Origin of the sequence: Cylindrospermopsis raciborskii Cr2010 (assembly GCF_003367075.2) — a bacterium.
In the GTDB taxonomy this organism is placed as follows: Bacteria; Cyanobacteriota; Cyanobacteriia; order Cyanobacteriales; family Nostocaceae; genus Raphidiopsis; species Raphidiopsis raciborskii.
The window spans coordinates 3,195,867-3,209,498 of record NZ_CP065936.1 but is presented as its reverse complement, the minus strand read 5'-3'; the positions used below and the strand labels follow the sequence as shown (position 1 = coordinate 3,209,498).

The window sequence follows — 13,632 nt, the reverse complement described above, 5'->3', positions numbered from 1 at the left end:
TTCAGTAATACTAGTATATGACCATATTATAAATATAATAAATAGTATGACTAACCAGTACAATTAGAACAGGCGAATAGAATAGCCATTCCTATTAGAACAATACTTTTCCGTCTGATCCCTATCCCGCAATTAAGATAAAAACCATGATCCAAGGTGTAAATTCCGTTCCCGCATTTGATATCAAACAGCAGTATTTGGCCATTGAGTCCAAAATTAGTCGTGCTGTGTTAGAAGTTCTCAGTTCCGGACGTTACATTGGTGGCCCCGGAGTGGAGGGGTTTGAACAGCAATTTGCTGCCTATCATGGTGTTAACGAGTGTGTAGCTTGTAATTCCGGTACTGATGCCTTGTATTTATCGCTACGGGCTTTGGATATTGGGGCGGGGGACGAGGTAATTACCACACCCTTTAGCTTTTTTGCGACTACGGAAGTGATTAGTGCGGTAGGGGCTATACCTGTATTTGTAGATATTGACCCCACTACCTTTAACTTGGATGTGAGCAAAATTTCAGCGGCTATTACCAAAAAAACTAAAGCTATAATGCCTGTACACCTGTTTGGATTACCTGTGGATATGACAGCTTTGATGGAGATTGCTCACTCCCATAATTTAGCTGTTATTGAGGATTGCGCTCAAGCTACAGGTGCGAGTTGGGAGGGACAAAAGGTTGGTAGTATAGGAAATATTGGGTGTTTTAGCTTTTATCCCACTAAAAATTTGGGGGGTTGTGGTGATGGGGGAGCAATCACCACTAACGATAGAGAAATAGCGGACAAAATTAGACTATTAAAGGAACATGGTAGCAAGACAAGATATATTCATGAGGAAGTAGGTGTAAATAGTCGTTTAGATGCTCTCCAAGCTGCAATTCTGGAAATCAAACTACCCTATTTGGATATTTGGAATGAACAACGGCAAAAAATAGCCGCCTATTATTATCAACATCTGGGACAAATTTCTGGGATTACCCCACCGCAAGAATTATTGGGGGGGATAGGAGTTTGGAATCAATATACTATTCGCGTTTCCAGTCAAGAGAGAAATGGCGCTAGTTCTAAATATAGGGACTGGGTGAGAACTGCGCTACAAGAAAGGGGAGTGAGCACCATGGTCTATTACCCTGTACCTTTACACCTGCAACCAGTATATCAATGTTTAGGTTATGAGTGTGGAAAATTGCCAGTGTCTGAAGCAGCTTGTCATCAAGTTATATCCTTACCTATGTTCCCAGAACTGACTCAGGAGCAGCAAGACAGGGTGATTTATAGTTTGAAGGACTGTTTGAGTTAGTTGAATATGGGTTTGGTCCAGGACCAAACACCCTTTAAGAATTCTCTGACAACCGCTTACACAGGTGAACTAATATTACTATTAGACAGGGATTCTACTAGAGAGCGCACAGAGGCAATCATAGCAATTTCACTGTTAAGTTGATTAATCGCAGATCCTACGCCCACACCAGCAGCGCCAGCAGCTACAGCTAGGGGTGCGGTGACATTGGAAATACCAGAAGCGCACAAAACGGGGATGGACACAGCACGAGAAATTTCAAATGTTGCTGCTAGGGTGGGAGCAGCTTTTTCAATTAAACCCAGGGTTCCAGCATGGGTTGCTTTACTACTAGTTCCCCCTTCGGTTTGAATAATGTCAGCACCAGCTTGAACTAGGGCTTCAGCTAGTTGCACCTGTTGGTCTAGGGTGAGAATATGGGGAACAGTCACAGATAGGGTTATTTCAGGCAGTAAGGCACGAGTTTTATGGGTTAGGGATAAAACTTCGTCGGCTTCAAATTTGCGACCTTGTGCGTAAAATGAGTCAAAGTTGCCAATTTCAATTAAATCGGCACCAGCATTTACAGCCAGGACAAACTGCTCTGGTTCCACAGCAGATACACAAACTGGTAAGCTGGTTAAACTTTTGACTAAATGGATTAATCTTTGGTCAGCAGCAATATCAACGAATGTTGCACCGCCTAAATCCGCCGCTTTAACTATAGCAGCTACACTGTCAAGGTTGAAGTTATTTAAACCGCTAATTACTTTTAAAACGTTGCGGCGAAGAAAAGCATTTTGCAGCTGAGGAAGCATGATCATAGTTTTTATTTCTGGTATTTTTGGACTATTTCAAGGTAGAACTATTTTTACACCTTCTGAAGATATTCCACAAGACTAACTGTCGAGATAGTTGCCCTATGTCTGATCAAACCTGGCTGTCAAAATTAAAACAACATAAGGCGATCGCTGTTATTCGTACCCCAAAAATGTACTGGGGTGAACAGATGGCTATGGCCGTAGCATCCGCAGGTATGCAGTTAATAGAAATTACTTGGGATAGCGATCGCGCCCGGGATTTAATTTCTAAGTTAAGAGTTCATTTACCCCATTGTCTAATTGGGACTGGTACCCTATTTAATGTTCAACAATTACAAGAGGCGATCGCTGCTGGGGCCCAGTTTCTTTTTACCCCCCACACAGATGTAGAAATGATTAAAATGGCAGTTTTTAAAAACGTGCCCATTATTCCTGGAGCTTTAACACCTACAGAAATCATTACAGCTTGGCATCAGGGTGCAAGTAGTGTCAAGGTGTTTCCTGTGCAAGCTATGGGGGGAGTTAACTATGTTAGGAGTTTACAAGGTCCTTTGGGTCATATTCCCCTGATTCCCACAGGTGGGGTGACTATAGACAATGCCTCAGCTTTTTTGCAAGGGGGAGCTATTGCAGTAGGTTTGAGTGGGGAATTGTTCCCTAAACAATGGGTACTAACGGAAAACTGGTCAGCTATTAGCAAGCAATCTAAAGATCTCATGGTAAGATTAAATGGGAGTTAACCTACTTGCGCAATAGCTGGGATATGAAATATTGGGTAGCGAGGGTAGGTTGTTCTGCTTCCATAAGCGACCTTACTACAGCTACGCGCTGGGCCCCAGCCTTGATGACATCATGAATGTTACCCATATCCACACCTCCAATGGCAAACCAAGGAATGGGACAGTTTCTAGCTGCATAACTTACATAGTCAAATCCTGCTGCTGCTTTTCCTGGTTTAGTTGGTGTTTCATATACAGGACCGACACCAATATAATCCGCACCCTCTGTAATTGCTGCTTGCATCTCCTGGGGGTTGGTGGTGGAACGTCCTAGGATACGTTGTGAACCTAATAATTCCCTAGCTACAGCAACTGGTAGATCTTGTTGTCCTAAATGTACTCCATCCGCGTCAACAGCTAAGGCTAGGTCTATACGGTCATTAACAATAAACAAAGCACCATAAGTTCGACACAACTCTCTGAGTTTCTTAGCCCTATCCCAACGCACCATGTCATCAGCTGTTTTTTCTCTATACTGCAGTATGGTCAGTCCACCTTGGAGACAAGACTCAACAATAGCTAATAAGTTATCCGCAGGAGACGTGACTAAATACAAGCGAGACTGCCATAATAGGTGATGACGTTGATGACCCATCAAGGTACTTTCTAGGGTATACACTTGATAGCGCATTTGCTTAAAAGTTTTCCCCATTTCTTCGTGATGTAGCTTGCCGTATTCTTCTAAAACCCTAAAGGCTTCCTGAATACGGCAAAAATTAGCCTGTAATAGGGATGTAATAGAACTACGCTGTTCCTCTTGAGGATGGCTCAAAACCGTGCCAGGATCACCTACAGTATCTCGTGCTGCTCTGATTTGTGGTGTGTGCCACCTAGCAACTTCTTGACGTAGGTTTTTACAGGTTTCAGCTAGGGAGGCATCATTTAAGCCAAAACGACACCATTCTTCAATGATTCGCAGCCCCTCCCGGGATCTATTTAAATTTGCATCTAGGATACGATAAACCACAATTGTATGTTGTAATTATATTTTGATTATATTTTGGGTAGGAGTTGATTTTACCTTGGGCTAAAGGATGCGATCGCTATATTATTTTACAGCTTGTGGGGAACTGTGGTTAAATAAAAATTGCTCAGATCAGGTAATTTTTTCTAGAATTTATCAAGAAGATCACGAGGGTAACAAGATTGGACGATAACTACCAAACCTACTTAAATCGGTTAGCGAGAATGACGCTACCAGATTCTTTCAGAACCCAGGTTCAACATATCCAGGAATCCTCTAAATTCCAGTCCGTAGATGGTGTCCTCAGAGCAACCCCCTTTCCCGGTTATACCCTGATTACTCCACCAGCAAGTGAGGATCCGCAAAATGCGGACTTTTACAAGCAAATAGAGACTTTTGGGCAATTGCTGTTAGAGTTACCAATTGCTTCCGATTTGATTGTACCCTTACCGGTGAGCAGTTTTCATGTTACTTTGGCAGATTTGATTTGGGATCATGCGTTTATTCACGCCTGCGAGAAAAAGCCTGATTTTGAAGAAGAGCTAAACTCTTATCTAGGAGACTTGTTTGGTCAGTACCAAAAATTGCGTAGTTCATCGCAAGGTCCCATTTCTTGGCAAGTCTTAGGAGTAATAGTAATGCCTAGAGCTATAGCATTGGGTTTAATACCAAAGGATGAACGCTCATACGAAGAAATTATTCAACTACGACGACTAATTTATCAAAATCGCAAATTAATGGGACTGGGCATTGAACAGCACTATCACTTCACAGCCCATATTACGTTAGGTTATTTTAGTGAAATCCCTGCTAACTTAGACCGGGTTAATCTGAGTAATTTATTATCGGAATTAAATCAATATTGGCTGTTAAATTTCTCAGAAATTGTGGTCAGTCAAGCTGAGGTAAGAAAGTTTGATGATATGACCCATTATTATCGTCAACCAAACTGGTCTAGTTTCAGGTTTTAAGGGGATAGGGGGAAATGGGGACTATAAATGCGATCAAACAAATTCCAATTTTTGATATCCTAGATAGACAGCTTCTAAAAACACATCAGCTGACATATCACCGGGCAAAACTGATAAATTAATTATGGACTGAACCTGCTGAGACAATTCCAGTGATAAAGAAGCTTTAGCTTTAGAAGACATACCACCACGGGTTTTTAAATACTCACGAATCACCGCAAAATCATCGGGCAACAACTGGGACAGGTCACAGTTTTGCTGCAGCTTGACACAAAGCAACTGCGCTTCTGGAGAAATAGTTAAGTTGACAACTTTATTTTCTATTTGAGACTGGATTACTATAGTTCCAGCAACCATATCACCCAGACGCTTTTCATTCTTAGCTAAGATGATTAAAAAAGCACCGATGAAAAAAAACTCATCCACAGGACGGAGTAAAGCTCGCAATACCGACTGTTGTAGTCCCACTAGTCTACCATCATCTCTGATTACCCGAATTTTAGCCATGCGTTTACCAGGGGTCTGTCCTTGCCATAAAGTCTCAAAAAAGACAAAATAGCCCGTATAAATAGTGAAAACAGTCAGGAAGGCGATCGCCCATATCCACAAACCAAAAGCTGAGTCTAAAATTGTTGATATAACTAATTGACTAAAGATAAATACCCAAGCAATGATCACCAAAATTAAAGTGGTAGTCAAGACCAAATAGTCAATTAAAAAAGCCCAAGCACGACTTCCTATACCAGCTAAGGTAAATTCCAGCTCCACACTTTCGGGAGTATTAAATTTGACTTTATTGAATAAGTGCATGGTTTAAATTTCCCGTTCTCGTAACTTTAAACCCAATCCTTCGCGACGACTGCGTAAGTCATAATAAATTACAGCTCTGAGAGATTGCCAAAAAGGTAAAATTAGGGCACTACCGCCTATAAATATAGCAATAAAGAAGAGAAGCAGTAAACTATTAAGGAGGGGATTATTGTCAGATGTGAATTCCAATATTCCCTGAACAATAAAGGAAATAATTTGTAATAAAATTTGCATTGGTAAAGTGATTAAAGATGCTACAAAAAGGATGAGAAATATTCTCCATACATGACCTTTGGTTAACTCCCAGCTGCGACCAATAGTAGAGGTAGCATCCATATTTTCCTCAATTGCTAGAGGGAGAGTTACCAGAGAAAACCGAATTTCTAACCAGATAGATCCTACAATAGCGACAATAGCCAACAGAAGAACTAGGAGAAATATCAGAACCCACCAAGTACCTATATTAGTGGGATTCTGAATGTCTAACCCACCCAAAATTGCCGTAGGAATAAGCACCAACAAAAATCCTAGAATAGAAAAACTAACAAAAATCCCAACGTAGATGAAAAACATTAAAATCAATGTGCCTAAAAACTGCCACAATCGGGAATTAACAAATCGTTCACCCGAGTGAACACTTTCTGGTTGATTAACCAAATCACCAAAACCTAAACGACTAATCAGAGCTGATAAAGCACAAAATTTAGCCCAACCGTAGACTGGTACAAATATCCATAGCCAAGCTTTTAAAGACAGCAAAAAGTAGTCTTTAAAATGGGAACGATATAAGCGAACTGATGCGCTAACTGCATTTCCCACTGTTAAAACCTGTCCGGTGGTGTAAAAACCTCTATTCTCAGCCATAATAAAAAACACTCCAATTAACTACTAAGTCAGATCACAGTAGGCAATTTGCAAAAGGAACGGATATTATTGAGAGTAAGAATATATTAAACTAAATTCACCTCAGTACCGTAAATTTAATGAATATTAAACGTTGGATTAGCACAAGGGAAGAAAATTGGCAACGGTTAGACTCCCTTTTGAGCAAAATAGAGCGAAAAAGACTAAAATCCCTGAAATCGTCAGAAATTAGAGAGCTGGCTAGTCTTTATCGGTCTATAACAGCTGACTTAGCACGAGCGCGCACCTACAACGTGTCCCATACTTTATTTCAAAGTTTACAACTCCTAGCAACCCGTGCTTACACACAAATTTACCAAGGTTCTCGAAAACAAGAATGGGAAGGAGTCATACAGTTTTACCGTTGGAGATTTCCAGCTATAGTACAACAGACCTTTCCCTATATCATTGCTGCTACAGGACTATTCATCTTAGGGATGTTAGTAGGTTGGTGGTATACTTGGCAAGATCCCAGTTTTATGTCCCTACTGATACCTGAGAGTTTGATTTCCCAAGTTCAAGATCGGGGTGAGTTATGGATAGGTTCCATAGTCGGTATAGAACCCTTAGCATCCAGTAATATTATGATTAATAATATTTCCGTTTCCTTTTCTGCTGTTGCTGGGGGAATTACGGGGGGAATATTCACTATTTACATATTAGTATTCAATGGATTATTGATTGGCTCTATTGCTACTTTAGTGGCTGAAAATAATCTAGCCTATCCATTTTGGGCCTTTGTATTTCCCCATGGTGCCCTGGAATTACCTGCCATATTTTTTGCAGGGGGAGCAGGTTTATTATTGGGTAGAGGAATTCTATTTCCTGGTAAATATTTACGTCTAGAAGCAATTAAATATTACAGTTCCCTTGCTGCACAATTGGTTTTTGGAATTGTACCATTACTAATTATTGCTGGAATAATCGAGGGGTTTTTCTCTCCCAACCCCATAATACCAGATCCAGTTAAGTATTTAGTGGGATTGGGAATATTTATTCTATTAGTGATGTACTGTAATCGTAAATAGTAATTGATAGAAAAATGAATAAATTATTATATATTATTTCAAAACAGGAATTGGCTTTCCTATGGTAACCTCTAAACGTCCGACAGCAGTATTAATTGAGCAGACTCTTTTTGATCAGTCTATAGTAGGAATTTTTCCTAAATCTTCCATAGATTTATTTTTCTTATTAGCTTATTGTAACTCTCCTGCTTTTTGGCATTGCTTAAAATCTATTAACCCTTCAGCAAATAATTCTGCTAAATATATTTTAAAAACTCCTGTGATTTTGCCAGATGAATATGTGATGCAAGACATCTCTTGTCGCACTCAGGAGTTAGTATTACAGATGAAACACGGTCATAAAACAAGATTGTGTGAAATTCTTGAGGAAGAAATCATTGCTTCTATTATGAAATATATCAATCGACAGATATCTTCTAAGCTGGTGAATACATCTGTTATGAATATATTTTCTAGTTTTTAAGAATTCCTCAAACGGTAGAGGTGAAACCAAAAATAAGTGAGTTTAGACAATCTAAACTCCAGAAATAACTCATATAATTAAATAACCACGCCAAACTAATGGTTGGTTTTCCCCACTTTTCTCAGGTATGAGTAGTCGCCAGCTTTTACCTTCCTTCTGAATTTGTAAATAGATATTAAAATGATTGTGCGTTTGGGTGATTTGTCTACTTGGTAATTTAACCTTCAAATCATAAACCCCTTCCACATGATAACCCGGCAAATTTTCAATTGTGAGAGCTTGTTGCTGATTAATTACCAGATGTTCAATAGTGAACCCTTCAAAATCCAAATCTAGTTTTTGCTCTAGCTCCTGCTGAGCTTGTTCTAGCTGCATACTGACCGCCTTGAAAACTAACTCATAAGTTGGAATTAATACAAGACTACTACATGCAGTTATAGACAAGACTAATAAAGTTAAAATCCCTCCAAAAAGCAATCTTGCCATAATCACCCAAATTAAGTTAAAATACCAATGCTAAGATATCTTAGAATCAGTTAACTTGTTAATTAACTTGAGTAGTGAGAGCATATAGCAGCCAACCCTTGGTAAAAAATCCTGAGCAACTAGAAAGTCGCTTATCAGAAATTCCCCTAGCACCAGGGGTTTATTTGATGCGAGATGAGAAGGATACCATTATATATATTGGTAAATCACGAAAATTACGCTCTCGAGTACGTTCTTATTTTAGGGATTACACAAGTAAAACCCAACGTATCAATACAATGGTGCAACAGATTACAGATATTGAATTCATCATTACGGATACAGAAGCGGAAGCCTTAGCATTAGAAGCAAATCTAATCAAACAGCATCAACCATATTTTAATGTTCTACTTAAAGATGATAAAAAATATCCCTACCTATGTATCACCTGGTCAGAAGAATATCCGCGACTGTTTATCACCCGTAAACGTCAACGGGGAACACAAAAACTTCAAGGAGATAGACCACACAAGGATAAATATTATGGACCCTATACAGATTCAACCCTATTGCGGGGAGTTTTACATATATGCCAACAGATATTTCCCATGCGACAAAGACCTCAACCTTTATTTAAAGACCGTCCTTGTTTAAATTATGATATTGGTCGCTGTCCGGGAGTATGTCAAAAGTTAGTTTCTGTAGAAGACTATCATAAAGTTGTAGAAAAAGTGGCTATGGTATTTCAGGGAAGAACGGAGGAACTAATTGATATTTTAACATTACAAATGGAAACCGCCGTCAGTGAATTAAAGTTTGAAGCTGCTGCTGGAATTAGAGATCAAATTATTGGTTTAAAATCCCTAACTGCTCGTCAGAAAGTATCCCTACCCGATGATACAGTTTCTCGAGATGCTGTTGCTTTAGCCACAGACAATCAACAAGCCCATATTCAGTTATTTCAAATTCGTGCTGGCAAATTAGTAGGAAGATTAGCTTTTGTAGCCAATGGTCATGCTGACCCAGGGGAGATTTTACAGAGGGTTTTAGAAGAACACTATCAAACTGCAGATAGTGTGGAAATTCCCACGGAAATATTGGTACAATATGAATTACCCCATGGAGATATTTTAGCTGATTTTCTTAGGCAACGTAAAGGCAAAAAGGTAAATATTATTACTCCTTTGCGACAAACCAAGGCAGAATTAATTGAGATGGTAGAAAAAAATGCCCAGTATGAATTAAAAAGAATGCAAAAAATGGGTGAGGTTAATCAAAAATGTCTGGAAGATTTAGCAGAAATTCTGGGTTTATTAGATTTACCTCATCGGATTGAAGGTTATGATATTTCCCATATTCAAGGTAGTAATGCGGTAGGTTCCCAAGTAGTGTTTATTGATGGTCTACCAGCTAAACAATATTACCGTCACTATAAAATTAAAAACTCTAATGTCACCATTGGTCATTCTGATGATTTTGCCAGTTTAGCGGAGGTTATTTATCGTAGATTCAGACAGTATATTGAAAATCCCCAATTGCCAAGACAGGGAAATGATGACTGGCCAGATTTAATTATGATTGATGGGGGTAAGGGTCAACTATCTACGGTTGTGAATATTTTACAAGAAGTTGACTTGTTAAAGGATTTACAAGTGATTAGTTTGGCAAAAAAAAGAGAAGAAATCTTTTTACCCCAGGAGTCTCAACCTTTGATAACTCAAACAGAGCAACCGGGTGTACAACTGTTAAGAAGACTTAGGGATGAAGCTCATCGATTTGCTATAGGTTTTCATCGTCAACAGAGAAGTAATCAATGGCAAAGGTCTTGTTTGGATGAAATCCCTGGTTTGGGTGTCCATCGACAGAAGCTATTATTGGCTCATTTTCGCACTATTGATTATATTCGTCAAGCAACAGTTCAGCAATTAGCAGAAGCTCCTGGAATTGGATTGAAGTTGGCACAGCAAGTTTTTGCCTATTTCCATCCTTAAAGCAATGATACGCTACAAATAAAGAGCGATATTTTGCAATCGCATTTATATCTCATAGGGGGTGTTGGGTTTGATTGTTCTTCCCATTTAGGTTTAATTTGATGCAGAAAATCTTGATTAAAATCTGTCTTCTTGGTTCCTGAGACTGATTACCTTTTTGTTCATTTAACTGTTGTGTCAATAGTTGTATGCGGTTTTCGTATTCTTGTTGCTGATTTAAATTTTGCTGTGATTGCAATTGAGCTTCCCTAAGTTTATTTTGTAGTTCAAATAATTCATTTTGGCACTGAGATTGTAATTGAGCTATTGATTGATTCAAAACACCAATTTTATTATGCAACTGCTCAACTTCTTGCTCAAATTGACTGATTTGACTATCTATTTGGGTTTGTTGTAATTCACGTTCCTGAATTTTTTCCGCTAAGTCTATTTGCAGCTTCCTATTATTTTCTTGTAGTTTTTTTTCTCTTTCTCGAGCTAAAGTATGTTCTAAGATCATCAAAATAACCATTACAATAGTGACAATTATAGCAACAGCATAAGAGTGAATCCAACCACTAGTAGAAAAAGGATTAGCAGTTCGTTCGGTTGCACGAGGATTAGCATATACCGATTGAGGAAAAATAGCAGGGGGATCAAGCAGCAGGTCATAAGGATGATTTTTTAATTCTTCAGGGTTAAGAGCTGCTCTCCAAGATATGGGTGTTGAAGAATTTTTACCAGAATAGGAGATAATATTTTTTCCATTTGGATCTGTAAGTATTAAACCAAATAATTGGGTGGGTGGAATTAAATATAAGATGAACGTAGGTTGGGTTGAAGTATGAAACCCAACGCCCCCATGGGTAACCCAATGAATATTAGAAGCAATTATACTACCTATACCTGTAAATATAGATGTTATTATACCCAGTCTAACTAATGCTTCTTTTCCCCGAATTCTACTTATTGATGTACTCATTTTATATTCCTTAACTTGGTAAGTAAACTAAGGCTTAAATACTGTATATCATAGTATTAATGTAAATTTACCATTGTCTTGATTATTGGTGCTTCGCAATCCCGTTTATATCCCATGGGGGTGTTGGGTTATTAAACTCAACCCAACCTAGATTATTCGCATTTCACTTCGGATCCTGCTTGATCAAAGATTGAGGATAAAGGTTTTTGGTAAGGATATAAATCAATTATTTCAAGGGTTTTGGGGTAGGGGGTAGAGTGTTTTTAAAAACATGAGATCCCAAAACACTCCACACGCGAGATTGCTACTTTAAAGGATGTTTTAAGTTCTGGGGCGATCGCATTTCTCTAGTTGTTCATGCGATCGCTAATTTAATAGCACTTCCCAAAGGGAAGTGCGCTTTAGTGCATACCAAGGACTTACGCAAAAAGGAAAGTATGGGTAATTCATTAAGTCCTATTAGATGTGGTTAGGGGAAAAATTTGTAAACAATTAGAAGGATCTTTTGTTAATTGCTGAACAAAATCTCGCCGTAATCCAGTGGTTGCACCAAACACAGTTTCAATCCATTCTCTACTTGTAGTCTGAACGGTTTTTAACTCATTATAGTCAAATGCTATCAGACTAAAAGTACGTAAACCTCTATAAAAGTCTTTGAGTCGGGTTCGGAATAATTCTTGAAATTCTAATAGAGTATCAGGTAAATTCCAAAATTCGCCAGTTGTATCTGGGGGAATTAAAGTGGAACCGCGCCAATATGGATTGCTACTTCTCTTATAACAGGGTCGTCTTGCGCCTTGTCCAACCCCTCCTAAACGAAACATTAACCAAGTTAAATTATAGAGTAAAAGGCTTAAAGCTTGTTGTCTATTTTCTGGTAAATTTTGTGATTGAGAATTGTGGTGCAAGGTTAATTTACCTGAGAGAAAATTTGGTAAATCTTGCGAGTAATTTTCTTTAACTTCTATTTCTTCAATTTCTACCCGAAAAAGTCCTGGTGAATCTGATTCTGGCATAATCATAAATCGCTAAAGCTTTTACTTTATCACGAAAATAAAGATACTTAATTAAAATAATTGATGATTTTGTTTTGTAAATCCCTGGGTCAGAGCATTTTAAAAAGGATATAAATCCCCAGCTTTAACCTGTGTTTACTTTTATTAGTTCCGCTTCCACTGAAGGAAGCGGTCTTTTTTGTAATACCAGACATTTCACGGGCTGATACTTTATTGAGTTTCCATTAATTCTGCTTCTTAGATAGAAGCGGTCTATCCCTTATTCTAATCCCTTACTCTTACCGTTGTCTAGACCCACTTGGCTAATTTGGCAAAATTTCTCTGTTTTTCACTATGGTTTTTCCTCCAATTCCATCACTACAACTGCTTTTAATAATGGTAAAGAAAGCTGAACCGTAGCCCAGACAACCGCCACATCAACCTGCCAATATTCATGTACAAGCATATCCTTCATACCTGCTATAGATTTCCAAGGTATATCTGGATACTGTTCACGGCGTTCATTAGGAATTTTTTTAACAGCTTCCCCAATAACTTCTAATAACTTCACCACCGCCAAAGTTTTCTCTCTGTTGGACTCAAAAGCCTCATAACTAACACCATTTACAAACAAACCAATTTCTGTAATAGCGTCTAAAATATCCTGTAAAAATTCCGTATAACTACGCTTCATATATAAATAGCCTCAGCCAAAACACGCTCACGAATCCGGGGTTTAAGCCCGTTCTTAGTAACAACATCCACCTTCAAGCCAAACAACTGACTTAAATAATCCCTAAGTTCCACTAACATAATAAAAGTAGGCGCTGTTTCATAATCAACCAAAATATCAACATCACTTGCTTCCGTCTCCTCACCCCTAGCATAAGAACCAAAGATCCCAATTTCTGTAATTTGATAAATTTCACAGAGAGATTGCTTTTGTAGTGATAAAAGTTGTCGGAGTTCATCAAAGGTTTTCATCACATTTCATCCTAATAAAACTTAAAATACAGTCAAATTAATCTTAACAAACACAATTATTTCAGCATCCCCTCTAATTTCTCCATCCCCTGCTGAATTTCCACCTCTAACTTCGCTAAATTAGCCAGAATTTCTTGAGGTGCAAGATGATCAACCTGCTCATGCACAACTTCCTTACTTCCGGGTGATGTTCCCGTAAATATTCATTAGCAGCCACCAGAAA

15 protein-coding genes are annotated in these 13,632 nt (G+C 38.5%); 6 read left to right on the top strand and 9 right to left on the bottom strand.

Annotation, left to right across the window (positions count from 1 at the left end; all coding sequences use genetic code 11):
• Positions 1-146: 146 nt before the first annotated feature.
• Positions 147-1,295, top strand: coding sequence for a DegT/DnrJ/EryC1/StrS family aminotransferase (locus tag C6N34_RS14690; RefSeq protein WP_065179849.1), 1,149 nt, complete (start codon positions 147-149; stop codon positions 1,293-1,295).
• Between the two features lie 56 nt (positions 1,296-1,351).
• Here the strand turns inward: C6N34_RS14690 and C6N34_RS14685 are convergent, their stop codons facing one another.
• The gene (locus C6N34_RS14685) at positions 1,352-2,098 is read right to left on the bottom strand and encodes a DUF561 domain-containing protein (RefSeq protein WP_057177140.1); all 747 of its coding nucleotides are present in this window, start codon (positions 2,096-2,098) and stop codon (positions 1,352-1,354) included.
• Positions 2,099-2,196: 98 nt separating this feature from the next.
• Here C6N34_RS14685 and C6N34_RS14680 point away from each other — a divergent pair, with 98 nt between their 5' ends.
• Positions 2,197-2,835, top strand: coding sequence for a bifunctional 4-hydroxy-2-oxoglutarate aldolase/2-dehydro-3-deoxy-phosphogluconate aldolase (locus tag C6N34_RS14680; protein WP_115538273.1), 639 nt, complete (start codon positions 2,197-2,199; stop codon positions 2,833-2,835).
• 1 nt (position 2,836) lies between these two features.
• Here the strand turns inward: C6N34_RS14680 and C6N34_RS14675 are convergent, their stop codons facing one another.
• A complete protein-coding gene (locus tag C6N34_RS14675) occupies positions 2,837-3,841 on the bottom strand; it encodes a thiamine phosphate synthase (RefSeq protein ID WP_102939288.1) in 1,005 nt (334 codons plus the stop codon).
• Positions 3,842-4,020: 179 nt separating this feature from the next.
• Here C6N34_RS14675 and C6N34_RS14670 point away from each other — a divergent pair, with 179 nt between their 5' ends.
• Positions 4,021-4,809: a hypothetical protein gene (locus C6N34_RS14670; protein WP_057177143.1), complete on the top strand. Its 789-nt coding sequence runs from the start codon at positions 4,021-4,023 to the stop codon at positions 4,807-4,809.
• Between the two features lie 33 nt (positions 4,810-4,842).
• On the opposite strand, the gene C6N34_RS14665 is transcribed toward C6N34_RS14670, so the two are convergent.
• A complete protein-coding gene (locus C6N34_RS14665) occupies positions 4,843-5,619 on the bottom strand; it encodes an RDD family protein (protein ID WP_057177144.1) in 777 nt (258 codons plus the stop codon).
• 3 nt (positions 5,620-5,622) lie between these two features.
• Positions 5,623-6,483 (bottom strand): glycerophosphoryl diester phosphodiesterase membrane domain-containing protein, encoded by an 861-nt coding sequence (locus C6N34_RS14660; protein WP_115538274.1) that lies wholly within the window; start codon positions 6,481-6,483, stop codon positions 5,623-5,625.
• 119 nt (positions 6,484-6,602) lie between these two features.
• Between C6N34_RS14660 and C6N34_RS14655 the strand changes: the two genes are divergently transcribed.
• Positions 6,603-7,550 carry a stage II sporulation protein M gene (locus tag C6N34_RS14655; protein ID WP_115538275.1) on the top strand — a complete coding sequence of 316 codons (948 nt, stop codon included), beginning with the start codon at positions 6,603-6,605 and terminating at the stop codon, positions 7,548-7,550.
• 61 nt (positions 7,551-7,611) lie between these two features.
• The gene (locus tag C6N34_RS14650) at positions 7,612-8,013 is read left to right on the top strand and encodes a hypothetical protein (RefSeq protein ID WP_115538276.1); all 402 of its coding nucleotides are present in this window, start codon (positions 7,612-7,614) and stop codon (positions 8,011-8,013) included.
• A gap of 69 nt (positions 8,014-8,082) precedes the next feature.
• Here C6N34_RS14650 and C6N34_RS14645 read toward each other — a convergent pair whose 3' ends face one another.
• Complete coding sequence (locus C6N34_RS14645; RefSeq protein WP_096544634.1) at positions 8,083-8,499, bottom strand: hypothetical protein; 417 nt, start codon at positions 8,497-8,499, stop codon at positions 8,083-8,085.
• Between the two features lie 74 nt (positions 8,500-8,573).
• Between C6N34_RS14645 and uvrC the strand changes: the two genes are divergently transcribed.
• Positions 8,574-10,469, top strand: coding sequence for an excinuclease ABC subunit UvrC (uvrC, locus tag C6N34_RS14640; protein WP_115538277.1), 1,896 nt, complete (start codon positions 8,574-8,576; stop codon positions 10,467-10,469).
• 52 nt (positions 10,470-10,521) lie between these two features.
• On the opposite strand, the gene C6N34_RS14635 is transcribed toward uvrC, so the two are convergent.
• The 4 genes from C6N34_RS14635 to C6N34_RS14620 all read right to left on the bottom strand — a co-directional run bounded on the left by C6N34_RS14635 (position 10,522) and on the right by C6N34_RS14620 (position 13,409).
• The gene (locus C6N34_RS14635; RefSeq protein ID WP_096544638.1) at positions 10,522-11,430 is read right to left on the bottom strand and encodes a hypothetical protein; all 909 of its coding nucleotides are present in this window, start codon (positions 11,428-11,430) and stop codon (positions 10,522-10,524) included.
• A 449-nt stretch (positions 11,431-11,879) separates the two neighbouring features.
• Entirely contained in the window at positions 11,880-12,446 is a 567-nt protein-coding gene (locus C6N34_RS14630) for a hypothetical protein (protein ID WP_115538278.1), read from the bottom strand.
• Between the two features lie 331 nt (positions 12,447-12,777).
• Entirely contained in the window at positions 12,778-13,119 is a 342-nt protein-coding gene (locus C6N34_RS14625; protein ID WP_096544642.1) for a HepT-like ribonuclease domain-containing protein, read from the bottom strand.
• On the bottom strand, positions 13,116-13,409 hold the full coding sequence (locus C6N34_RS14620) for a nucleotidyltransferase family protein (protein ID WP_057177158.1): 294 nt from the start codon (positions 13,407-13,409) through the stop codon (positions 13,116-13,118). The genes C6N34_RS14625 and C6N34_RS14620 overlap by 4 nt, the downstream gene beginning before the upstream one ends.
• Between the last annotated feature and the right edge of the window lie 223 nt (positions 13,410-13,632).

Bases quoted from the DNA above. Each gene is read 5' to 3' on its own strand.
- C6N34_RS14620 (WP_057177158.1), bottom strand. From the start codon at position 13,409: ATGAAAACCTTTGATGAACTCCGACAACTTTTATCACTACAAAAGCAA.
- C6N34_RS14690 (WP_065179849.1), top strand. From the start codon at position 147: ATGATCCAAGGTGTAAATTCCGTTCCCGCATTTGATATCAAACAGCAG.
- C6N34_RS14680 (WP_115538273.1), top strand. From the start codon at position 2,197: ATGTCTGATCAAACCTGGCTGTCAAAATTAAAACAACATAAGGCGATC.
- C6N34_RS14650 (WP_115538276.1), top strand. From the start codon at position 7,612: ATGGTAACCTCTAAACGTCCGACAGCAGTATTAATTGAGCAGACTCTT.
- C6N34_RS14685 (WP_057177140.1), bottom strand. From the start codon at position 2,098: ATGATCATGCTTCCTCAGCTGCAAAATGCTTTTCTTCGCCGCAACGTT.
- C6N34_RS14635 (WP_096544638.1), bottom strand. From the start codon at position 11,430: ATGAGTACATCAATAAGTAGAATTCGGGGAAAAGAAGCATTAGTTAGA.
- C6N34_RS14625 (WP_096544642.1), bottom strand. From the start codon at position 13,119: ATGAAGCGTAGTTATACGGAATTTTTACAGGATATTTTAGACGCTATT.
- C6N34_RS14660 (WP_115538274.1), bottom strand. From the start codon at position 6,483: ATGGCTGAGAATAGAGGTTTTTACACCACCGGACAGGTTTTAACAGTG.
- C6N34_RS14655 (WP_115538275.1), top strand. From the start codon at position 6,603: ATGAATATTAAACGTTGGATTAGCACAAGGGAAGAAAATTGGCAACGG.
- C6N34_RS14630 (WP_115538278.1), bottom strand. From the start codon at position 12,446: ATGCCAGAATCAGATTCACCAGGACTTTTTCGGGTAGAAATTGAAGAA.
- C6N34_RS14645 (WP_096544634.1), bottom strand. From the start codon at position 8,499: ATGGCAAGATTGCTTTTTGGAGGGATTTTAACTTTATTAGTCTTGTCT.
- C6N34_RS14665 (WP_057177144.1), bottom strand. From the start codon at position 5,619: ATGCACTTATTCAATAAAGTCAAATTTAATACTCCCGAAAGTGTGGAG.